The sequence below is a fragment of the Massilia haematophila genome, assembly GCF_042647645.1.
GTDB classification, from domain to species: Bacteria; Pseudomonadota; Gammaproteobacteria; order Burkholderiales; family Burkholderiaceae_D; genus Telluria; species Telluria haematophila.
This window is the reverse complement of record NZ_JBHRVV010000001.1, coordinates 954,702-976,524: the sequence shown is the minus strand read 5'-3', so window position 1 is coordinate 976,524 and position 21,823 is coordinate 954,702. Positions and strand designations below refer to the sequence as shown.

Below are 21,823 nucleotides of genomic sequence, written 5' to 3'. Positions count from 1 at the left end.
CGCCGTTCCCCAACCCAGCAGCAAGGCCGCCCAGCCTGCATCTTTACTACACGACCGAATGAAAACAATTTCGCTACGCCTCCTTGCCGTCCTCGTTTCGCTGTCGCTTCCGCTCGCCGCCTGCAAGAAGGAGGCGCCGGACTTACCGGCCGGTGATACCCAGGCCGCCGCGGGCGCCAGCAGCAGCGTCGACGCTGCCGCCGCGCCGGCATCACCCAAGCAGGCGCCGGACGCGACCGGGGCGAAGCCAGCGCCGCCGGCAAAGCCCTTCGACTTCGGCACCGTGCCCGAGGCAAGCGGCACCATCCCACCCTTCCCCTACGTGAACTATCCGGACAAGCTGCACGAAGCCTTCCAATCGACCACCGACGTGCCGATGGACCGGGTCTACGTCATCCTCGGCGACCAGCTGCATCCGCTCGAAGGGCGGGTCGCGACGCGCACCTTCAATCACCGCAATGCCGAAATGTCCGAACTGGAAGTGCGCCGCAATTACGAGAACGCGATGCGCGAGATGGGTGCGGTCAAGGTGAATACCGTGGGGCCGGAGGACAAGAACATCATTGCGGCCGCCGGCGGCGACGATTATGTCCTGCGCAAGAAGATGTTGCTGGTACCGGACCTCCGGATGTCCTATGACGTCTACCTGGTGCGCAAGGGCGCGGCACGGCACTGGATCGCGATCATGACCAACGACAGCAGCACCAGCCTGCTCGCGGTCGAGGAAAAACCGTTCACCCAGACGATCGGCTACGAGGGTGGCGCCGCCAATGCCGTCACGGCCACCGGCGCGCCACCAACGGCCGCGCAACCGCTGGACATCGACGCCCTGCCGGTCACGACCGCTTCCCTGCCGCCCTTCCCCTACCTGGCCTATCCGCCAGGACTGCACGCGGGTTTCCAGAACACCGATAAAGCCAACTTCGACGCCGTCCACGTCATCGTGGGCAAAACCTTGAGTGCCGTCGAAGGCAAGGTCGAGCAGCGCAGCTTCCGGAACCGGAACGCCGGCATGTCGCAGATGGCCGTGCGGCGCAACTACGAGGCCGCCATCAAGGGCATGGGCGGCGTGAAGGTCAACGCGGTGGGCCCGGACGACAAGGCCCTGATCGCTGCCAACACCAACCAGAACGTGGACGAATACAAGCTACGCCACGAAAAGATGCGTGTACGAGACCAGAACATGTCCTACGACAGCTACCTGGTGCGCACGCCGGAAAAAAACATCTGGCTGGTGCTGATGCTCAACGAAAGCGAGACCAGCCTCATGGCGGTGGAGGAAAAGACGATGCAGCAGCGGGTGTCCCTGGTCACTGCGGACACGATGCGCAAGGAACTGGCCGACAAGGGCAAGATCGCGCTCTACATCAACTTCGACACCGACAAGGCCACGATCCGTCCCGACGGCAAGCCGACGGTCGAGGAAATCGCCAGGCTGCTGAAGAACGACAGCGGCCTGAAGCTGGCAATCGAGGGGCATACCGACGACAGCGGCAACGCGGCGCGCAACCAGGCCTTGTCGCACCAGCGCGCCGAGGCGGTAGTGCAGCAGCTGGTCAAGGATGGGATCGACGCCGGCCGCCTGCGCGTCGCCGGCCACGGCGCCAGCCGCCCGCTGGCCGACAACAAGGACGAGGCCGGCCGGGCCAGGAACCGCCGGGTCGAGCTGGTCCGGATCTGAAGCGTATCCCAGCAGGGGCTGCAACGAACCAGCCCGTCGCGACCGCTTCTGCGGGAACGACGGGCTTTTTTCGAGGTAGTGGCGCTTTAGTGCCCCAGCTGGGCGATCTTGCGCTCGACGAAGCCCTGCAGTTCCTGCGACAGCGCGCCGCTGCCCTGGGCCCGCCGGAAGGCGTCCAGGGCCTCGGCATTGCGTTTCTCGGCCTGCAGCGAGATGCCCAGGCCCATCCACCACACCGCCTTGCCCGGCACGCCGCGCAACGCCGTCTGGTATTGCTCGGCCGCTTCGCGGTGGCGTCCCTGGCGCTGCAGGGCACCGGCCAGGAAGCCGTGATAGTCGGCGTCGCCCGCCGCGTAAGGCAGGGTGCGCAGCAGGACCTCGATGCCGCTGCCGCCGCGCTCGATCTGCAGGCGCGCCAGCAGCATCGCCAGCGCCGGCTGGCGCGCGTCCAGCGTCAACGCTTGCTGCAGCTCGCCCATCGCCTCGTCGATGCGTTTATTCTCGATCAACAGGCCGACCAGGGTCTGGCGCGCGGCCTCGTGTCTTGGATTGATGCGCAGCGCCGCCTGCAGGCCGGCAATGGCGTCCGTCACGCGGCCTTCCTGCAGGCTGGCCAGCGCGCGGCGGTAGCCGTTGTCGGCGCGCTGCAGCGCCGTTTCGCTGCGGCCCGCAGGCGCGGCCCGGCCGGCGCCGGGACGCGCCTCGCCCCCTTCCGCTTCGCCCGCCAGGGTGCCGGCGGCGCTTTCCTTGCGCTTGAGCGCTGCGATCCAGGCCGCTTCCGTGCGCGCCTTGCGCGCCGCGCTGTCCTGCTCGGCGCGCAGGCGGCGCGCTGCGGCAGCGCGTTCGCCCGCGGGCAGCGCGGCGATCCTGCGTTCCTCGGCGGCCCAGCGCCGCGCCAGGCGTTCTTCCTCGGCGCGGGCGCGGGCGCTGGCGACGGCCCAGGTGGTGGTCGATGCGGCCGATGCAGCTGGTACGACAGCCGGGGCCGCGGGCGTTTCGCGCGCCAGACGCGGGGCCTCGACGGGCGGCCGGGCCGCGCTCGGCGCAGCGGTCGGCCTGGCGCGCGCCGGCGCCGCTTCCTTTGCGGGGACGGGAGCCGCTGCCGGGGCCGGTTCTTCCGCCTCCTGCGGCGCGGCTGCGGCCGGCGCAGGCGCTGGCGCGACCTCGGCCACGGTGACCGGCGCCTCTTCGACCGGGGCCGGGGCCGGCACGGGAGCCGGCGCCGCTTGCGCGCTCGGCGCCGGCGGACGCGGATCGAAGGTCTTGCCCTTGATCGGCAACATGATCCAGGCCGCCGTACCCAGGGCCACGGCCAGCAGCGCGGCGGTGATCGCCGCGATGCGGCGCAGCGGCGGCCTGGCGGCGGGCTGCGGCACCGGCTTGACGTCCAGCGGGATGTCCGCGCTGCGCGCGTTGCCGCGCGCATCGAGGTCCTGCAACATTTTATTTATCAGGCTCATCGTACAAAGGTCCAGGCAAGTCCCGCCATGCCGGCAAGCACCCCGGCGCCGGCGACCCAGGGCCAGCGGCGCGGCCGCGCCGCCATCGTGTCGCGCGCCGCGGCCGCCACGTGGGCCGCGCTCACCTCGTGCCGGCCCTGGCCATAGCACAGCATCAGCGCCTTGTGCGCCAGGATGTTCACCAGGCGCGGAATACCGCCGCTGGCGCGGTACAGGCGCGCCACGGCGCGGCGCGAGAACAGGCGCGCGCCGTCGTGGCCCGCCACCCGCAGGCGGTGCGCGATGTAGTAGTCGAGGTCATCCCGGCTCAGCGGGCCGAGGTGGTAGTGAAAAGTGATGCGCTGGGCCAGCTGGCGGATCGACTCGTGCTCCAGCTTGCGGTTCAGCTCGGGCTGGCCGAACAGGACGATCTGCAGCAGCTTGCGCTTTTCCGTCTCGAGGTTGGTCAAGAGGCGCAGCGCCTCCATCGTCTCGAGCGGCAGCGCCTGGGCCTCGTCGATGCACAGCAGCACGCGCTTGCCCTGCCCGGCCAGCATCAGGAGGTGGTGGGTGATCGTGCGCAGCAGCTGGTGCTGGTCGACCTCGCGGTCGAGCATTAGCTCCAGCTCGTCGGCCAGGGCCAGCATCAGCGTGCGCGGCTCCAGGAAAGGGTTGGGGAGCCAGGCGGTGATGAAATCCGCGCCCAGGGTCGCCATGAACTTGCGGCACAGCAGGGTCTTGCCGGTGCCGACCTCGCCCGTGATCTTGATGAAGCCTTCGCCGCTGCGGGCGGCAATCAGCAAGGTGTTCAGCGCTTCCTGCGAGCGCGCGCTGCCGAAAAAGAAACTCGTGTCCGGCGTAATGCCGAACGGCAGCTCACGCAGGCCGAAATGCGCTTGATACATTACCGGCGCTCCAGGGTGCGCGGGTCGAGCTGCTCGATGCGGCGCGTGGCGTCGAGCAGGTCGCGGTTCCAGCTGTTGGCGCTGTCGACGATGGTCGGCTTGATCAGCACCACCAGCTCGCGCTTCTGGCTGATCTTGTTCTTGTTGCGGAACAGCGCACCCAGCACCGGCACCCGGCCGGCGCCCGGCAGCTGGCCGGTGTCGTCGGTCGCGGCCTGGCGCATCAGGCCGCCGATCGCCACCACCTGGCCATCCTGGCCGCGCACGATGCTGTCGAGTTCGGAGGTGCTCGAGGCCGCCAGCGGCAGCGTGAGCGAACCGGCCGAGCCCAGGTTCACGCCCTTGGTCACGGTACTGACCTGGCTCACCGAGGGATGCACGTGCAGCAGGATGTTGCCGCTGTCGTCGATCTGCGGCGTCACGTCCAGCACCACGCCGGAGAAGAAGGGCTGCAGGGTCACGCTCGGGGTGACGGTGTCGCCGGTGGTGTTGCTGTTGATGGTGGTGGTAACGCCGGTCACGTAGAACTCGTCGGTGCCGATCTTCAGCACCGCCTTCTGGTTGTTGACGGCGGCGATGCGCGGGCTCGACAGCACGTGCACGGTGCCCTGCGATTCGAGGAAGGAAATCAGGGCCGCGAAGTTGTTGGTCTGGACCGCCAGGCCGAACAGCGAGCCGGCCGCGTTGGCCGCGTTCGACAGCGAAAAACCGGTGCTGGCCGAGAGGCCGGTGCCGTTGCTGATCACCGGCGGCTGGCCGCCGGTGTAGGGCAAGGGCGCCAAGCCGGTGCCCGGCGAGATCATGCCGGTCGAGACGCGGTTCGGGTGCGAGCTCTTGATCGAGGCGAACGAGGCCCAGTTGATGCCGCTCTGGAACTGCTCGTTCAGCTCGACCTCGAGGATCTTCGCTTCCAGGATCACCTGGCGGTCGACCGCCAGCTGGGTCGCCTTCAGGTAGGCGTCGACGTTGCGCAGCTCCTCAGGCATGGCGCGGATCACCAGCACGCCCGACTGCGGGCTGACCACCACGCTGCGCCCGCCCTCCTTCGAGCCGACGATGGCCGCGATCGATTCGCGCAGGTCGGTCCAGAAGTCGTTCTCGGACGAGGTGTTGACGTCGGTGCTCTCGAGCTGGGTATTGCCCTGGCCGTTAGGATTGTTCGGGTTGTTCTGGTTATTCTGGTTGTTGCCCTGGTTGCCCACGCCCAGGCCCTGGCTGCCGCTGCCGTTGTTGTTGGTGCCGGCGTTCTGCACCGAGGTCGAGGTCACGCGCAGGTTCGACGTGCCGCGGCGGCTGCCGACCAGGTAGTTCACGCGGAACATGCGGGTCTGCATGGTCAGCGGACGGATCGTCACCCGGTTGCCCTCGATCTTGTAGTCGTAGCCGTACATCTCGCGGATCGCCTCCAGCGTCTCCTGCAGGGTCACGTCCTTCAGGTTGGCGCTGATGGTGCCGGACACCTCCGGATGCACCAGCATGTTGTAGCGCGTGCCGGCGACGATCGAGCGGAAGAACTGCTGGGCGGGGACGTTGTTGAAAGCGACGTTGAAGCGCTCCTCCAGCGCCGGCCTGGCCTTCGGCAGCTCCTGCGCCAGCTTTGCCGCCGGCGGCAGCAGCGCATCGGCCACGGCGTCGTTGGCCGGCGCGCCGTGACCTGCGGGCCCGCTGCTGGCGGCACTGGCGGTGGCGACTTCGCGCTTGATCTTGTCGTAGGTCGCATGGGGCGGCGTGCCCTGGCAGCCGGCGAGCAGTGCGGCGCCCGACAGGACGCTCGTTGAGAGTAGGTGTTTTCGCATCGTCATTGGTTCCCGTCAGTCCCTGCTTGCTCGCACGCTTGCGCTGCCAGACCGCGTGGGCGTGGGCGTCGGCGCGGCGTTGGGGTTCAGTTTCAGCACGCGCCGCTCGCGGCCGCGCACCAGCTCGACCTCGTTCGCGCTCATGCGCGTCACGCGCGCGCCCTTGTACAGTTCGCCCAGGCGCACGGTGTCGCCGTCGATCACGGCGACGTGGCGCCCGCCCGGTTCGCGCGCGATCAGGATCGATTGGAGTTGCGGGCCCGCAGCCGCGGCCGCGGCTGCGGGTGCGGCGGCCGAACCGCTCATCATCGATGCCGGCGGCCGGGTCGGGTCGCGCAGCGCCTGGGCCGCCGCCGGCAGCGCACAGGCGGCGATCAACAGGCCGACGTGGCACAGGACCATCGGGCGCAGGCGGTTCACAGCTTCATCCATTTGCGGTCCAGGCTGAGGGTGTAGAGCGTCAGGCTCAGGCGCGACGCCGGCCAGGTTTCGGCCGCGAGCTCGGCGCGGCCCCAGAACAGCTGGGTCGGCAGGCTTTCCAGCGCGGCCATGTAGTCGACCATGTCGAGGTAGTTGCCGCGCACCGTGATCTCGACGCCGTGGCGGTAGAGCAGCTCGGCAGGGCTGGACTCGGTGCCCGGCGCACCCGCCGGGGCCGCTGCACCCGGCGCCGGGGCGACGCTTTCTGCCATCGCGCGACGCCCCGCTTCCAGCACCGACTCGGCCGGCAGCGTGCGCACCGACACCAGGCTGAGGCGCCCGTTGGCGCGCAGGATGCTGTCGAGCAGCGGCGCCATGCGCTCGGGCGCGACCAGGCCATTCTGCATTGCGCGCAGCTGCAGGCTCAGCGCCTCGGTTTCCTTGCGCACCGCGGCCAGGCGTTCGCGCGCCGGCGCGTCCGGATCGCGCTGCGCCGCCTCGACGCGCGCGCGGATCTCGTTGTCGATGCCTTCGATGTTGTTGCTCTGCTGGCCGATCTGCGCCTTCAGCGCATCCTGCCGGCGCAGCTGGGGTCCGAGCGCGAAGAAGTGCAGCAGGAACACGATGGCGGCGGCGCTGGCCGCGAACACCATGATCCGTTCGCGCAGCGTCAAGGCGTCGATGCGCGCCGCGAATTTTATCCAGGCTTGTTTCATGGGCGCGGCGCCTCGCTGTTCGATTGCAGGCTGAATTCGATGAATGGTGACGAGGGCGGCTGCGCCGCTGCCGGCATGCCCGCAGCGCCTTCCTTCGCTCCTTCCGAGATCGAGAGGCTGCCGAAGCCCTTGCCTTGCAGGATGGGTTCGCGCGTCAGGCGCGTCAGGTAGCCCGGCACCGCGGCCGGATCGAGGGCGCGGCCGCGCACGCCGATCTCGCTGCCGGCGCCATTGATCGTGAGACCGGTCAGCCACAGGCCGTCGACATGCTGGCGCGCCAGCGCGCGGAAGTACTCGGCATAGCCACGGGTATTGCCCAGCTCTCCGCGCTGCAGCACGCCGGACACCTCGCGCAGGGCGCCGAGCTGGCGTTCGGCCTCCTGCACCTCGGCGGCGAGCAGCGGATCCTTCTGGCGCGGCGCGAACTCGGCCGTGACTGCCGCCAGCCGCGCCTCGCGCTGCTGGAGCTGGGCCGCGCCGGCGTCGGCCTGGCGCTGGAGCGCCGTCACGCGCACGTTGCCGTAGACCGCCATGGCGGCCACGCCCAGCGTCAGCACGCCGAGCGCCTGGGCCATCGTCTTGCTGGAGAATATCTTCTTCTGCTGCAGGAAGATCGGATTGAACAGGTTGATCTGCTGGCTCACAGCACCGTCTCCTCGTGGCGCAGGGCCGCACCGAGCGGCACCAGGAAGCGTTGCTGCAGGGCCTGGTCGGCCAGTTCCGGCGCGCGGCCGAAGTCGAACAGCGTGGCCAGGTCGAGCGTGTCGACCGGCATGTAGAGGTTGCTCGACAGGTAGTCCTCGAGCCCGGCGATGGTCGACGGCGCCAGCACCAGCTTGGCCACGCTGACGAAGGAATACTGGCGCTCGAAGTTGTCGAGCGAACGCTGCAGCTCGAGCGTGACGCGGTCGAAGCTGTGGTGCCGGCGTTCGAGGTCGGGGTCGAGCAGCTGCTCGGGCGCGATGTCGATGCGCCGCGCCAGGTACAGCTCGCCCTTGTAGGAGACGGTCAGCAGGCCGCCTTCGTCGCCGAAGGAGAGCATGGCCAGGCCGCGGCCCTCGGGCTCGATCATGGCCGCGATGTTCCGCTGCGCCATCTCGGGAATGTCGATCACCGACAGCTCGACCTTCGCGCCGGCGAACAGCTTCTGGCGCGCCTCGATGGTGCTGTTGCGCGCCGCGATCGCGAACATCGAGTGCTGGGCGCGCCCGGCCGCCGCGCTGTCGACCGGCAGGTCGAGCACGTCGATGGTGGCGTCGTCGATGTGAAAGTCGAGCATGTCCTTCAGGCGCCAGCGCACCGCCGTCTTCAGCTCGCTCGCCTCGACGTTGGGCGCGTCGACCGACAGGATCTGGTATTCGCCGCCGGCCAGGACCGTGCTGCAGCGGTAGGCGTTCGCATGCAGTTCGCGTCCCAGTTTCTCCAGCAGTTCCGGTCCAACCTTGCCCGGATAAAACACCGCCTGACGGACCTGGGGACGGATGTCGGGCGCGGTCTGCATGCTGACGGCGGCGATGCCGTCGCGCAGCAGGCTGATCGCCAGCCATCCTTCTCTTTTCTTGGCTCTTCTAAAAAAACGCATGCAGGTCCGGTTCGGTGGTGGTGCGGCTATCAGGTCTTTACGATAAAGGCTTGATTATATTCAAGTACGGCGTCAAAGCGAACAAAAAAAGTTGTCACTTTGCACGGCTGCTGGGCAGATTTTCCTTGCCGGCTCGTCAATAGACTTCGCGCAGGTAGATCAGCGGACTGCGCCCGGCGCCGAAGTGGACGCGGCCACGGGTGCTCGGGAGCCAGTCGCGCTCCTTGCCATCCTTGACCATCCCGGGCCGGCGCATACGGACCCAGACGCTGCCGCCGGCCCCTGCGCCCGGCGGCGCCAGCCGGAACACGCCGGCCCCGCCAGCCAGGGTGATGGCGTCGTTCGACGCCGCCCGCACCAGGGCGGTATTGCAGTTGTCCAGGCCGGTGTTGCCCACGGGCGCAGGCGCCAGGCCGGCGCGCACCAGGGCGCCGCCGCAGGAGCTGTAGACCGCGTCGAGCGGCATGAAAGCTTCGGCCGGCGCCTCGGCATGGTTGAGCCAGGCATTGCCGTTCCAGTACTGGGCCTGCAAACGCAGCGGGGTCGGCAGCGTGTTCACGCCCTGGGCGCCGGGGACGTTCAGGCGCCCGTTGACGATCATGATCCCGGCTTCCACCGAATCCTCGGGATTGGTGCGGCGCGAGCTGACTTCGACCGTGCCGCTGGCCAGGGTTTCGGTCGAACTGGCCCGTAGGTAGACGGCGGTCGGATCGGTGTAGCGCTTGCCTGCCAGGTCGTCGGGCCCATAGCCGACCGGCAGTTCGAACTCCGCCGTGCCGCGGATGAAGGCGTCGGCGCCCGCCCCGGGAGCGAGGGTCCCGGGCGCGAGGCTGCCCGCCGCCGCCGGCAGCGCAGCGCCGCCCTGCCCCGCGGCAGCCACCAGTTTCACCGCCTGACGCCATTTGCCCTTGAAATTCTTCAGCTCGTTGTCCTCGGCATTGTAGGCCTCGACCGTGACCTCGAAGGGCTGGCGCGAATAGGCGGCGCCGCTCAAGCCCGGGTCGCAGCGCATCGCATCGGCGCACCCGAACGGCGTGGTCTCGATGCTGGTCCGGTAGTAAGCCGGGAAGAAGCGGCCGACGTTCTGGCGCAGGCCGCCGATCTGCCTTCCGGTGGCGAGGTAGCTCGACAGCCCAGGCGTCAGGACGACGACGCCGACTTCGCTGTACTGCATTGTCACGCCGACACCGCCTACGGCGCTGGTGCGGGTCTGCGTCAGGGCGCCCGCCACCTGCTCCACGTTTTCCACGGGCGGCACGGACAACGCCACGGCGACCCCGTCCGGGTTGCCGGTTTCCCGGCCGAAGTTCGGGGCAAAGCTGCCGTCGAACAGCCTGGCACCGACCACGCCGTAGAACGCATTGCCGGCCGCCACGAAGCCGCCGCCGGCATAGTCGACCGCGCCGGGATTGGCCATGCCGCCCGCGCTGACGATGCTGCGGAATTCCAGCTGTTTGGGAACCGAGGTAAAGGTGACGGACGGCGAAACGTTGCCGTTCGCCAGCAGGTATAGTTGCACCGTGCCGACGTCGGCATAGACGAAGTTCGCGGCAACCGAGGCCTGGTTGGCCGGGAATTTCATCGACACCGCCGGCGACCAGGGGGTGCCGGCCGACGGCACGCTGCCGTTGCTCATGCAGAAGGGCAGCGTGGCGCCGGCATAGGTGGCCTTGACGGCACCCGTGGGCGGCGCCGACGCCGGGTCCTGGCAGGCCAGGCCGAACTGCATCGACACGGTCTTTTCCTCGGTGCCGCTGAGGGCCACCGTCATCTTGTCGCGCACGGCGGTCACGTAGATCGTCGCGGCGCTGCCGCCGTTCACGGTGGCGCTGTACGGCAGGCAGGCGCTCGACGGATACGCGACCTTCGGTGCGCAGGCGCGGTCGGTGAACACGTAGCCGGTGCCGGAGACGACCGGCGGGGCGAGCGCGGTCGCTTCGTCGCTGGCGGTGTCGTTGGCCTCGTTGTTGTCCGACGTGCCGTCGACCCTGGCGGTGTTGAGCATCTTGCCCGACTGGTCGATGCTGGCCGTGATCGTCAGCGCCGGCGCGCTCAGGTTCGGGGCGAGCGCAGGCTTGTAGGTGCAGGTCACGAGCTGGCCGCTGGCGCCGCAGGTCCAGTTCACGCCGCTGCCCGAGACGTAGCTCATCCCTGCGGGCAGCGTGTTGGTGACGGTGATCGGACCGGCCTCGGTGTAGGGTCCGTTGTTGGTCACCACCATCGTGTAGGTGGCGCGCTGGCCGACCTGCATCGCGCCGCCACGCGTCATCTGGATCGACAAGTCCGAGACCGGCAGGGTCGGCACCACCAGGATCTCGGCGCTCAGCAGGACCAGGTCCTGGCCGGTGCGGTAGATGGTGGTCACGCTGGGCGCGAAGAGTATCCACTGCACCACTTCGGTGTCGTAGGCGTCGAAGTCGATCCCGTAGGAGTTGTAGTCGCGGTTGATGTTGCTGCGCGAATTGAACTGGTTGCCGGCCGGGTTCATGTCATCGGTCATTTCCTTGCCGTCGAAAATGAGGCGCTCGCCCCCGCCCGCCAGCGTGGCGTCGCCCTCCCAGGTGATGTGGCCGATGCGGGCCTTCTCGACGACCGGCCACCAGGGACGCGGCCAGCGGAAGTTGTTGGCGGTGAAGCTGATCTCGCCGTTCTGGACGTAGCGGAAGCCTTCATAGAGGTTCAGCACGCGCTCGGGCTCGCTCGGGTGGGCATACACCACCAGCAGCGAAAAGCCGCCCAGCACCGCCTGCGAGGCGCACCAGGGATTGCCGTTGGCGACGGTCAGGCCGGAGAAGGTATAGGTGCCGGAACCCTTCACGTAGTCGGTGACGTCGGCCACGCCGCTGAAGTAGTTCATGCCGTTGCCGGCCGTGGCCGAGGTGTACTTGCGCTCGGCACTGATGGATTTGCCCTGGAAGGTGACGGTGTTGTCGGCCGGGCCGGAGCCGGCCCAGTAAAGCTGGGCCGAGAGGATGGTGGCGCCGGCCGGCACGACCAGGTCGGCCTTGCGGTTGGCGCTGGACGAGGCGACCGAACAGGCGTTGCTGCTGTTGCTCGAGTCGCGCAGCGTGACCTGGGTGCCGGTGAAGTTCACGCTGCCATTGAAGCTCTTGTACAGGCGGATCGCGGTGTCGGCGCGCGCCGGCGCGCACAGCGCCAGCAGCAGGCCGCACAAGGCCAGGAACGACAGGAGACGGAACCGCGCCATCAGATCTGCACCTCGATCACGCGCTCGACGTAGTCGGCACGCTCGGCCGGCGGGTTGGCCGGCGCGTTGGCAGGCGAGTTGGCTGGCGAGTTGGCCGGACACGGCGCCGCTCCGCTGCATGCGGTGGCGCGGATGATCCAGCGGCCCAGGTTCACCGTCGTGTTCCCGAAGGCGCTGACGTCCACCGGTTCGCACTCGACCCTCACCGAAAAGCCCGCCAGCGGCGAGTTGCCGGGCAGCGCGAAGGCGGTCGAGCAGTCCGCTCCGTCCGTCGCGCGCTGGAACAGGCCCCATTCGATGCCGGCGCGCGCGGCCTGGTAGGCGCGCGCGCCCTGCTCGTCGAGGGCAGCCGACTGGCGCTGGGCGCCGAAGACCGCCACCAGCGCCACCGCCAGTCCGGCCAGCACCACCAGCAGGAAGATGGCCGTGACCAGGCCGGCGCCGGCGCCGCGCCGTGGATGGGAAGGGATCGATGGGCGCTGCTTCATGGCGTATTGTCGAGGTGGACCTGGTGGACGAGGCGCACCGCCGGGTCGGCCAGGTTGCGCGTGCGCAGCGACAGCGCCAGCACGACCAGTCCCCCGCGCCGCGCGGCGAGGTGCTCGCTGCGGAAGATGCCGGCGCAGGCGGCGACGCGCGCAGCCAGCACCGAAGCCGTCATGCGCGCGCCCGAGGGCGGCACCGGCAGCGCCGGCCGCAGGTCGTGGTTGGCGTAGCGGCGCAGCTGGAAACCGCCGCCGGGCGCGGGTTCGCACTGGTAGGACAGCGCCCCGCGCACGACCTGGAAACGCGCGTCCGGCGACGGCATCGGCAGCGGCTGCTGGGCGAAGCGGTTGGCCGCCAGGGTGATGGTCGGCATGCCGGTCCCCGCGCCTTCCACATCCTGCACGAGAGAAACGGTCGTGCCTTCGTAGGCATCGGCGCCGGGCAGGCCGAGGTTGGAGACGGCAACCAGGTCGCCCGGGAACACCGGCGCGCGCAGCGGGCCGACCACCGAGAAGCGCAGCTGCGTGGCGTCGGTGAACGACAGCGGCACGCCCGCCGCCGCCTCGTCCTCGACCGCGAGATAGCGTCCGCCGGTCGTCGTGAGCAGGAATTCGATGGCGCTGCCGTCGGCGTTCACGCGCACGCTGTTGGGCAGGGCCAGGCGGATGTCGCGCGCCATGCGGCGCAGCGCGAGGTCGGCCTCGTCGGTGGCTTCGGCGCGCGCGACGGTGTCGGCGTAGGCCTGGACCGGCGCACGGATGAAGACCGCGACGATGGCGCCGAGGATCCCGATGATGACGATCACCATGATCGTTTCGATCAGGGTGAAGCCGTGCGCGGTGCGCGCAGCGTGTGGAAGCGCGCGCCGCATCACTGGAATCCCGGGCGCGCGTAGCGCATGCGGTAGGCGTCGAGCTCGACGGCGCCGCCGTCGAAGGCGACGCGCACGCGGATGCGCAGTACGTCGGTGTTGGCAGCCGTGCCGGCGGCGCCGACGCCATTGAGCTGGACCGGGGAGACCATCAGCGTGGCGCTGTAGCCGTCGACGCCGATCGGCGTGCCGGTGACGTCGGTCAGCACGCCGGCCGCGTTGTTGAACGCAGCCGTTGCCACGTTCGGCTGCGCCACGTAGTCGTTGATGTTGTCGAAGGGCCGAGGATGGACCGGTTCCGGCGCCGCCTGGCCCCAGTTCTCGGGGATCGCGCACTGCGTCGGGTCAGTCTGGGTATCGAAGTCGGGCGAGCTCGGGTCGCACAGGGTGAAGCCGCTCGCACGCACTTCCTCGAGCAGCCCCTCGGCGATCATCAGCGCCTGCTTGCGGCGCAGCGGATCGGCGCTGTTGGCGGTGGCCAGGCGCATCACCGCGACGATGCCGGCCAGCGCGATCGCCACGATCACGATGAACATGATCAGCTCGATCATGGTCAGGCCGCGCTGGCGGCGCGCGCGCCCGGCGGCCTCAGAATACATAGCCGGTCTCCGCGGCGACGTTGACGGTGCGGGTGTTACTGCCGGCGGTAATGGTCACGCTCAGGTTGACTGCCCCGTCGGCGGCCGGCTGCAGCGGCTGGCCGAGGGCGTCGAAGCGGATCGTGGCGACATTGGCATTAGCGGTGACGTTGGCCGGACGGCCCTCGCACATCCAGGTGCGCACGCCGCAGGCGGCGCGGGTGGCGTCGGACCAGCTGTTCTCGTTGCCGGGCGCGCGCACCTGGTTCTCGGGAGCGCAGGGTTCCTGGTCGCGCAGGCACAGTGCGACCCGGTTGGGTGCAAGCTGGACGAAAACGTCGCGGTGGCGGGCGATGGCGATCTTCTGGCCGTAGCGCAGGATGCTGCGCAGTTGCTCGGTCGCGGTCTCGGCATCGTAGACCCTGCGGTCGAAAAAGCGCGTCATCGCCAGCGCCGAGACGATGCCGACGAGGACGATGACGAGGATGAGTTCCACCGCGGTGAAGCCGCGGTGGCGAAGGCCCATGCGGTGGCTGGCTGCGCGCTGCGAATGGAAATGCAAGCCAGCCACCTCGCCCTGCGGGGTATTACTGGCAGTTCGCAGCGGTGGCGGTGCCGGCCAGCGCGACGGCCGGAGCCGTGTTGGCGCCGTTTGCCGGGGTGTAGGTCAGGAAGCAGTTTGCGGCGGTGGCGGCCGGGATGCCGTTCGGGACCACGCGCATCGCGCCGTTCTGCACGGTCGCGGTGTAGTCGCCGTTCAGGCCGGCAGCGCGCATCAGCGCATCGGTGTTGGTGGTATCGGCTGCGGTGCCGATTGCCGGGTAGCCTGCTGCGTCCATGACGACGTTCACGCCTTCGACGTTCTGCGTGGTGGTGCGATCGATCAGCCAGCGGCCATGGGTCATGGCGGCGGTCGCATTCAGGGCGCCGCGCGCGGCGTTCAGGCTGGCGACGCGGGCTTCGCCGCTCAGGTTGGTGAAGCGCGGCAGTGCGGTTGCAGCCAGGATGCCGAGGATGACGATCACGACGATCAGTTCGATCAGGGTGAAGCCGCCTTGGGCCGATTTGATGCTCTTGTTCATTACTTTTTCTCCGTTTGAATGGCGCGGATCAGACCCGCTGTGTTCGTGGTGGCAACCGCCTGGCCTTCGATTTCTGCCAGTACCAGGCCTTCGGTGACCCTGTTCCGTCCATCTGGTTCGACCGGCCCGGGGACGCGCAGCAATTCTACCTTGAACCTAAGAAATTTCGGTGTCTCGGCAGAAAAACTTTTAGGTGCGGCCATCAGGTAAACCAGGGTCCGGCTGGCTTTATCGAAATACCAGTTACCCTTATGAAGTTTGGTCTCGTCGGGGGAATAGTATTCGCCGAGATAGTTTTCCGGGCGCCGGACCAACCATTCGATGGGATTCTCACGCGAAATGGCCAGCAAGGCATCCTGGCCGCCGCTGGCCACCGCCCGCGCCGAGCGCAGCGCCAGGGCAGTGCGCAGCGTATGGATGAGTTGTTTGGCCGCAACGACCTCCGACTGTCCGGCATACGGCGCCAGGCGATGGAGCAAGGTTCCGGCGAGCAGGGCAACCACGACGGCGGCCACCGCCAGTTCGAACAGGGCGAAGCCGCGCGCCATGCGAAGGCCAGCAGGGCCGAAGCGCTTGCTCATTGCCGGTGCAGGGCCGCCTGGCCAAGGTCCCAGATCGGCAGGAAGATACCGAGCGCCATCACCAGCACCATCAGGCCGAGGAAGACGATCAGGATTGGCTCGATCTGGGCCGACAGGGTCTTGAGCTCGTAGTCGACCTCGCGCTCGTACATCAGCGCGATCTCGTCGAGCAGGTCGTCGAGCGAACCGGTCTCCTCGCCCACCGCGATCATCTGCAGCACGATGGGCGTGAACACGTTGGCGGCGGTCGAGGTGCGCAGGATGCTTTCGCCGCGCTCGACGCCGTCGCGCATCTGCTCGATGCGGGCGGCCAGGTAGGCGTTGTCGGCGGTCTGCGAGACCACGGTCAGCGCCTGCACCACGGGCACCCCGCTCCTCATCGACAGCGCGAAGCTGCGCGCGAAGCGCGCCATGGTCGACTTGTGCAGGATCTTGCCGGCGATCGGCAGGCGCAGCTTGTAGCGGTCCCAGTCGTAGCGTCCCTTGCTCGAGCCCACCCAGGAGCGAAAACCGAGGAAGCCGCCGACCGTCAGCGCCAGCAGCAGGGGCCAGTAATCGATGGTGAAGCGCGAGGTCGCCATCAGGATGCGCGTCATGATCGGCAGCTCGGTGTGCAGGCTTTCGAACACCTTGGCGAACTGCGGGATGACGAACATGTTCACCACCACCATCGCCACCACCATGGCGATCACGACGAAGCTCGGGTAGCGCAGCGCCGCCTTGACGCGGTCGCGCATGTCGCGGTCGAATTCGAGGTGGTCGAACAGGCGCAGGAAGATCTCTTCCAGGCGGCCGGTCATTTCCCCCACGCGCACCATCGACAGGTAGAAGGTCGAGAAGGCTTCCGGGTGCCGCCGCATCGCGGCCGACAGTTCGCGGCCGGAATCGAGCGACTCGCGCAGGTCCTTGATCACGCGCCCGAAGGACGGGCTGGTGCTTGATTCCTGCAGGCCGGCCAGGCCGCGCATGATCGGCACGCCGGACTTGAGCAGCGTGTGCATCTGGCGGCTGAACAGCTGCACGTCCATCGACTTGACCGGTTTTTCGCGCAGGCGCTCCCACCAGCCCTGGGCCTGGCCGGGGCCGGCCGTCTTGCGCGTGGTCGGCACGATCTCGACCGGCGTGACGCCGGTGCCGAACAGCTGGTCGGCGACGGCGCCGGCGTCGAGTCCCTCGAGCACGCCCTGCATCAGTTCGCCGCGCGCATTGCGGCCCTTGTAGGCGAAGAAAGGCATCAGTCGTCGACCTGGTTACTGATGCGCATCGCTTCGGCGATGGTCGTGCGGCCCTGCACGGCCAGCTGCACGCTGTGGCGGCGCAGGGTTTCGCCGGCCATCTCGGCCTGCGCCACCTTCAGGAAATGGGCCGGGTCGGGGTGGTTGGCGGCATCGGTCACCGCGCGCGTCATCTCCAGCAGCTCGTAGACGCCGGTGCGGCCGCGGTAGCCGGTGCCGTTGCAGTGCGAGCAGCCCTTCCCGTGGAAGAACTGGGCCTGCTCGGCGAAGTCGCCCAGTTCCGCACGCAGCCAGCTGCGCTCGGGCGGCGTCGGCGCGTAGGTCGTGCTGCAGCTTTCGCAGATCACGCGCACCAGGCGCTGGGCCAGCACGGCCTGCAGCGAGCCGCCCACCATGTAGCGCGGCACGCCCATGTCCATCAGGCGCAGCGGCGTCGAGGCGGCGTCGTTGGTGTGCAGGGTCGACAGCACCAGGTGGCCGGTCATCGCGGCGCGCAGGCCGATCTGGGCGGTCTCCTGGTCGCGCATTTCGCCGACCAGCACGATGTCCGGATCCTGACGCAGCGCCGAGCGCAGCACCCGGGCAAAAGAGAGCTCGATCTTCTCGTTGACCTGCACCTGGTTGATGCCCTGCAGGCGGTATTCGACCGGGTCCTCGACCGTGATCAGCTTCTTCTCGACCGAATTGAGTTCGGCCAGGGCGCTGTACAGGGTGGTGGTCTTGCCGGAACCGGTGGGGCCGGTGACCAGCACCAGGCCGTTCGGGCGGCGGACGATGGCGCGGAAGCGCTCGAGCATCTTGCGCGGCATGCCGATCGATTCCAGGCGCAGGGTATTGCCGGCCTGGTTCAGGAGACGCATGACCACCGACTCGCCGTACTGGGTCGGCATGGTCGAGAGTCGCACGTCGATGCGCTGGTTCCTGACCTTGACCGCGAAACGGCCGTCCTGCGGCAGGCGCTTCTCAGAGATGTCGAGGTCGGCCATGAGCTTCAGGCGCAGCGCCAGCGGCGTGGCGACCTTGATGTCGGCCTCGGTCTGCAGGTGCAGCACGCCGTCGATGCGGAAGCGGATCTGCAGCCGCCCTTCCTGGGGCTCGATGTGGATGTCGGAGGCGCGCACCTGGGCAGCGTCGTCGAACACCGACTGCAGCAGCTTGACCACGGGCGCTTCTTCCAGCCCCGGATTGGCGGTCATGGCGCCGAAGTCGACGAAAGCGTCCGCCACGTCGGCCTCGACCTCGCGCGCGAAATCGGTGATCTCGTCGGTGCGGCGGTAGATGCGGTCGATGGTGTGCAGCACCTCGGTCTCGTTGACCACCGCCAGCTCGACGCCCTTCTTCAGCAGGCGCGCGATCTCGTCATAGGCGAACAGATCGGTCGGATCGGACACGCCGACCAGCACCGTCTCGCGGCGGTCTTCCAGCACCAGCGCGCGAAAGCGCCGCGCGGCCGTTTCCGGCAGCAGGCGCACCAGCTGGTCGCTGATGTTGTAGAACTTGAGGTTGATGTAGGGGATGTCCAGCTGGCGCGCCAGCGCGCCCGAGATCTGCTCCTCGGTGACGAAGCCGTTCTCGACGAAGACCCGGCCGAGCTTGCGTCCGGTGCGCTTCTGGTCGGCTAGCGCCTGGTTCAGCTGCTCTTCGGACAAGAGCTTTTGTTGGACCAGGATTTCCCCGAGTCGGACTTTTTCTGGCCTAGCCATGACACCCCTTGCACATTGTTCTGGAAACGGGGAGTTATTTTAAGGCAGAAACAATGAATATTTACCGTTGGAATTTATTTCTGTGGCCGTAATGCCCCGCTGGGCAGTGGCTGCGTGTAAGATAAATAAGAGCTGAGGGCGACGCTGTCGTAGGGTGGGCACTCCGTGCCCACGCGTTACGGACAAGTCCGTAGTCCGCTGCGGCAAAGTGTCGCTCGACATGCATGCAAGGAATATGAATCCGGAATTGACTCCGCTTTGCCCCGCGAGCGAGTAATAACGGCTAACGGTGAACGGATCGACACGTAACGGGTGGGCACGCCGTGCCCACCCTACAGGAGACTTCATGCCAGAACCAACGAATACGCGCCGCCGCATCTTCCTGATGCGCCACGGCAGCGTCACCTACTTCGACGCCGCCGGCAAACCGGTCCTGCCCGAGCAGGTCCCCCTCAACGAGGAAGGCCGCGCCCAGGCCGATGCCGCCGGCGCCGCCTTTGCCGCGGCCGGCATCCGCTTCGACCGCGTGATCGTCTCCGGCCTGCCGCGCACCGTCGAGACCGCCACCCGGGTGCTCGCCGCCAGCGGCCAGCGGATCGACCTCGACACCTGGCCCGAACTCCACGAAATCCGCGGCGGGCGCCTGTCCACCATCCCCACCGCCGAACTGAAGCGCGCCTTCACCGGCGCCTTCGAGGGCCTGGTCAGTCCGGAGCAGCGCTTCCTCGGCGGCGAATCGGTCGGCGAGATGATGGACCGCGTGCATCCGGCGATCCAGAAACTGCGCGCCGCCCCGGATTGGGACACGGTGCTGCTGGTGCTGCACGGCGGCGTCAACTGCGCCATCCTGTCGCTGGCGCTGACCGGCCAGCGGCTCTTCCTGGGCGGCCTGGCCCAGACCGCCGGCTGCATCAACGCGCTCGACGTCGGCGAGGATCCGGCCGACTGGGTGGTGCGCTTCGTGAACTACGTGCCCCCTGCCCCGCTGCAGCCCGGTGCGCGCAGCACCACCATGGAACAGTTGTTCGAGCAGTACAAACGCTCGCGCTGACGGCGCCGCCGAAGCCCCCCCCCTCGATTCGCCTGGCAAAACGCTTGAAAAAATACTAAAGACAAATAGCACGGTCGTGCATTTCATCGGCTACAATCAGCCGACAACAACACAGGAGGAGACGCCAGTGTACGAGGAAATGATGGGCACCAAGCCGGTGTCCGAAGGCCAGAAATTCGATGTCGAGGCGCTTGCCGCCTGGCTGCGGGAACATGCTCCCGGCTTCCCGGCCGGCCCGCTGGAGGTGGAACAATTCAAGGGCGGGCAATCCAATCCCACCTTCAAGCTGCGCGCCGGGGGCCAGCAGTATGTTCTGCGCACCAAGCCGGGCCCGGCGGCCAAGCTGCTGCCCTCGGCGCACGCGATCGACCGCGAGTTCCGCGTGATGCAGGCCCTGCACGGCGCCGGCTTCCCGGTGCCGCGCCAGATCGTGCTGTGCACCGACGAATCGGTGATCGGCCGCGCCTTCTTCCTGATGGAATGCGTCGAGGGCCGGGTGCTGTGGGAGCAGTCGCTGCCCGGCATGACGCCGAGCGAGCGCGGCGCCATCTACGACGAGATGAACCGCGTCATCGCCCAGCTGCACACGATCGACTACGCCGCCATTGGCCTGGCCGACTACGGCAAGCCTGGCAACTATTTCGCGCGCCAGATCGAGCGCTGGACCAAGCAGTATCAAGCCTCGGCGACCGAGACGATCGAGGCCATGGACCGCCTGATCGAATGGCTGCCGCAGAATATCCCGCCGGGCGAGGACACGTCCATCGTGCACGGTGACTTCCGCCTGGACAACATCATCTTCCACCCGACCGAGCCCCGCATCCTCGCCGTGCTCGACTGGGAACTGTCGACCCTGGGCCACCCGCTCGCCGATTTCTCCTATCACTGCATGTCCTGGCACATCCCGCCGGGCAAGTTCCGCGGCATCGCCGGCCTGGACCTGGCGGAGCTGGGCATTCCCGACCAGGAAGAATACGTGCGCCGCTACTGCGAGCGCACGGGCAAGACCATCCGCGCCGAGGATTTCAATTTTTATCTTGCCTACAACATGTTCCGCCTGGCCGGGATCATGCAGGGCATCATGAAGCGCTATGTCGACGGCACCGCTTCCAGCGCGCAGGCGCTGCAGAACGGCAAGGCCGCCCGCCCCATGGCCGAGATGGCCTGGCAATTCGCGAACCGCTAAGGACCCAAGGAGACATGTAATGGATTTCGAGTATTCCGACCGCTGCAAGGAACTGCAGGCGCGCCTGATCGCCTTCATGGACGAGCACATTTATCCGAACGAAAAGGCATTCAAGGAAGAAGTCGACCGCAACGGCGCCGCCGGCGACCGCTGGGTGCCGACCGAACTGATCGAACGCCTGAAGCCGCTGGCGCGCGAACAGGGCCTGTGGAACCTGTTCCTGCCGAAGTCCGCGCGCGCTCCCGAGGGCCTGTCGAACCTCGACTATGCGCCGCTGTGCGAGATCATGGGCCGCGTCTCCTGGGCGCCGGAAGTGTTCAACTGCTCGGCGCCGGACACCGGCAACATGGAAACCCTGGAGCGCTACGCCGCCGAGGAACACAAGACGCGCTGGCTCGAACCGCTGCTGCGCGGCGAGATCCGCTCGGCCTTCGCCATGACCGAGCCCGACGTCGCCTCGTCGGACGCGACCAATATCGCCACCCGCATCGAACGCGACGGGGACGACTATGTCATCAACGGCCACAAGTGGTGGATCTCGGGCGCCGGCGATCCGCGCTGCCAGATCTTCATCGTGATGGGCAAGACCGACCCGAACGCCGCGCGCCACCAGCAGCAGTCGATGATCCTGGTGCCGGCCGGCACCCCGGGCATCACCATCAAGCGCCCGCTGCCGGTGTTCGGCTACGACGACGCCCCGCACGGCCACTGCGAGATCCTGTTCGAGAACGTGCGCGTCCCAGGCGCCAACATGCTGCTCGGCGAAGGACGCGGCTTCGAGATCGCCCAGGGCCGCCTCGGGCCGGGCCGCATCCACCACTGCATGCGGTCGATCGGCGTGGCCGAGCGCGCGCTGGAGCTGATGTGCAGGCGCCTCGACAGCCGGGTCGCCTTTGGCCGCAAGATTTCCGAACAGGGCGTCTGGCGCGAGCGCATCGCCGAAGCGCGTATCCGGATCGACACCGCGCGCCTGCTGACCCTGAAGACCGCCTACATGATGGACACCGTCGGCAACAAGCAGGCCCAGGCCGAGATCGCGATGATCAAGGTGCTGGCGCCCACGGTGACCCAGCAGGTGCTGGACTGGGCGATCCAGGCCCACGGCGCCGGCGGCGTGTCGGACGACTTCCCGCTGGCCTACCAGTGGGCCGGCAACCGTACCCTGCGCCTGGCCGACGGCCCGGACGAGGTGCACCGCAACGCGATCGCCAAGCTGGAACTTGCCAAATACATATAAGCTGTTGCTCGGCATCTACAGCCAGGACGGGTGAATCGCGCTAGCGCTATTCCCCGCCGCCGTGGT

The 21,823-nt window shown here is 68.0% G+C and carries 20 protein-coding genes; 4 read left to right on the top strand and 16 right to left on the bottom strand.

Going from position 1 to position 21,823, the window contains the following annotated elements; translation table 11 throughout:
- Positions 1-58 precede the first annotated feature (58 nt).
- Positions 59-1,681, top strand: coding sequence for an OmpA family protein (locus tag ACFOPH_RS04480; RefSeq protein WP_379733798.1), 1,623 nt, complete (start codon positions 59-61; stop codon positions 1,679-1,681).
- An 86-nt stretch (positions 1,682-1,767) separates the two neighbouring features.
- Here the strand turns inward: ACFOPH_RS04480 and ACFOPH_RS04475 are convergent, their stop codons facing one another.
- From ACFOPH_RS04475 to ACFOPH_RS04400, 16 genes are all read right to left on the bottom strand, one after another.
- Positions 1,768-3,141: a tetratricopeptide repeat protein gene (locus ACFOPH_RS04475; RefSeq protein ID WP_379733796.1), complete on the bottom strand. Its 1,374-nt coding sequence runs from the start codon at positions 3,139-3,141 to the stop codon at positions 1,768-1,770.
- Complete coding sequence (locus ACFOPH_RS04470; protein WP_379733794.1) at positions 3,138-4,025, bottom strand: ExeA family protein; 888 nt, start codon at positions 4,023-4,025, stop codon at positions 3,138-3,140. The genes ACFOPH_RS04475 and ACFOPH_RS04470 overlap by 4 nt, the downstream gene beginning before the upstream one ends.
- Positions 4,025-5,821 (bottom strand): pilus (MSHA type) biogenesis protein MshL, encoded by a 1,797-nt coding sequence (mshL, locus tag ACFOPH_RS04465; protein WP_379733792.1) that lies wholly within the window; start codon positions 5,819-5,821, stop codon positions 4,025-4,027. The genes ACFOPH_RS04470 and mshL overlap by 1 nt, the downstream gene beginning before the upstream one ends.
- A 15-nt stretch (positions 5,822-5,836) precedes the next feature.
- Positions 5,837-6,253: a hypothetical protein gene (locus ACFOPH_RS04460; RefSeq protein ID WP_379733790.1), complete on the bottom strand. Its 417-nt coding sequence runs from the start codon at positions 6,251-6,253 to the stop codon at positions 5,837-5,839.
- A complete protein-coding gene (locus tag ACFOPH_RS04455; RefSeq protein ID WP_379733788.1) occupies positions 6,238-6,957 on the bottom strand; it encodes a hypothetical protein in 720 nt (239 codons plus the stop codon). Before ACFOPH_RS04455 ends, ACFOPH_RS04460 begins: the two co-directional genes overlap by 16 nt.
- Positions 6,954-7,601 carry a PilN domain-containing protein gene (locus ACFOPH_RS04450; RefSeq protein ID WP_379733786.1) on the bottom strand — a complete coding sequence of 216 codons (648 nt, stop codon included), beginning with the start codon at positions 7,599-7,601 and terminating at the stop codon, positions 6,954-6,956. Before ACFOPH_RS04450 ends, ACFOPH_RS04455 begins: the two co-directional genes overlap by 4 nt.
- A complete protein-coding gene (locus tag ACFOPH_RS04445) occupies positions 7,598-8,539 on the bottom strand; it encodes an agglutinin biogenesis protein MshI (RefSeq protein ID WP_312552938.1) in 942 nt (313 codons plus the stop codon). Before ACFOPH_RS04445 ends, ACFOPH_RS04450 begins: the two co-directional genes overlap by 4 nt.
- A 136-nt stretch (positions 8,540-8,675) precedes the next feature.
- A complete protein-coding gene (locus ACFOPH_RS04440) occupies positions 8,676-11,747 on the bottom strand; it encodes a DUF6701 domain-containing protein (protein ID WP_379733784.1) in 3,072 nt (1,023 codons plus the stop codon).
- Positions 11,747-12,235 carry an agglutinin biogenesis protein MshP gene (locus ACFOPH_RS04435; RefSeq protein WP_379733782.1) on the bottom strand — a complete coding sequence of 163 codons (489 nt, stop codon included), beginning with the start codon at positions 12,233-12,235 and terminating at the stop codon, positions 11,747-11,749. Before ACFOPH_RS04435 ends, ACFOPH_RS04440 begins: the two co-directional genes overlap by 1 nt.
- Complete coding sequence (locus ACFOPH_RS04430) at positions 12,232-13,104, bottom strand: type II secretion system protein (RefSeq protein WP_379733780.1); 873 nt, start codon at positions 13,102-13,104, stop codon at positions 12,232-12,234. Before ACFOPH_RS04430 ends, ACFOPH_RS04435 begins: the two co-directional genes overlap by 4 nt.
- A complete protein-coding gene (locus tag ACFOPH_RS04425) occupies positions 13,104-13,703 on the bottom strand; it encodes a type II secretion system protein (RefSeq protein ID WP_312552299.1) in 600 nt (199 codons plus the stop codon). The genes ACFOPH_RS04430 and ACFOPH_RS04425 overlap by 1 nt, the downstream gene beginning before the upstream one ends.
- Positions 13,693-14,208 (bottom strand): pilus assembly FimT family protein, encoded by a 516-nt coding sequence (locus ACFOPH_RS04420; protein WP_379733778.1) that lies wholly within the window; start codon positions 14,206-14,208, stop codon positions 13,693-13,695. The genes ACFOPH_RS04425 and ACFOPH_RS04420 overlap by 11 nt, the downstream gene beginning before the upstream one ends.
- A gap of 61 nt (positions 14,209-14,269) precedes the next feature.
- Positions 14,270-14,764, bottom strand: a complete 495-nt coding sequence (locus ACFOPH_RS04415; protein WP_379733776.1) for a type II secretion system protein — start codon at positions 14,762-14,764, stop codon at positions 14,270-14,272.
- Positions 14,764-15,345 (bottom strand): hypothetical protein, encoded by a 582-nt coding sequence (locus ACFOPH_RS04410; protein ID WP_312552305.1) that lies wholly within the window; start codon positions 15,343-15,345, stop codon positions 14,764-14,766. The genes ACFOPH_RS04415 and ACFOPH_RS04410 overlap by 1 nt, the downstream gene beginning before the upstream one ends.
- On the bottom strand, positions 15,342-16,580 hold the full coding sequence (locus tag ACFOPH_RS04405) for a type II secretion system F family protein (RefSeq protein WP_312552306.1): 1,239 nt from the start codon (positions 16,578-16,580) through the stop codon (positions 15,342-15,344). Before ACFOPH_RS04405 ends, ACFOPH_RS04410 begins: the two co-directional genes overlap by 4 nt.
- Positions 16,580-18,283 (bottom strand): GspE/PulE family protein, encoded by a 1,704-nt coding sequence (locus tag ACFOPH_RS04400; protein WP_312552308.1) that lies wholly within the window; start codon positions 18,281-18,283, stop codon positions 16,580-16,582. The genes ACFOPH_RS04405 and ACFOPH_RS04400 overlap by 1 nt, the downstream gene beginning before the upstream one ends.
- 346 nt (positions 18,284-18,629) lie before the next feature.
- Here ACFOPH_RS04400 and ACFOPH_RS04395 point away from each other — a divergent pair, with 346 nt between their 5' ends.
- The 3 genes from ACFOPH_RS04395 to ACFOPH_RS04385 all read left to right on the top strand — a co-directional run bounded on the left by ACFOPH_RS04395 (position 18,630) and on the right by ACFOPH_RS04385 (position 21,757).
- Positions 18,630-19,334 (top strand): histidine phosphatase family protein, encoded by a 705-nt coding sequence (locus ACFOPH_RS04395; protein WP_379733774.1) that lies wholly within the window; start codon positions 18,630-18,632, stop codon positions 19,332-19,334.
- Positions 19,335-19,476: 142 nt separating this feature from the next.
- On the top strand, positions 19,477-20,520 hold the full coding sequence (locus ACFOPH_RS04390; protein WP_312552314.1) for a phosphotransferase: 1,044 nt from the start codon (positions 19,477-19,479) through the stop codon (positions 20,518-20,520).
- A 19-nt stretch (positions 20,521-20,539) separates the two neighbouring features.
- Positions 20,540-21,757, top strand: a complete 1,218-nt coding sequence (locus ACFOPH_RS04385) for an acyl-CoA dehydrogenase family protein (RefSeq protein ID WP_312552312.1) — start codon at positions 20,540-20,542, stop codon at positions 21,755-21,757.
- The last annotated feature ends 66 nt before the right edge of the window (positions 21,758-21,823 follow it).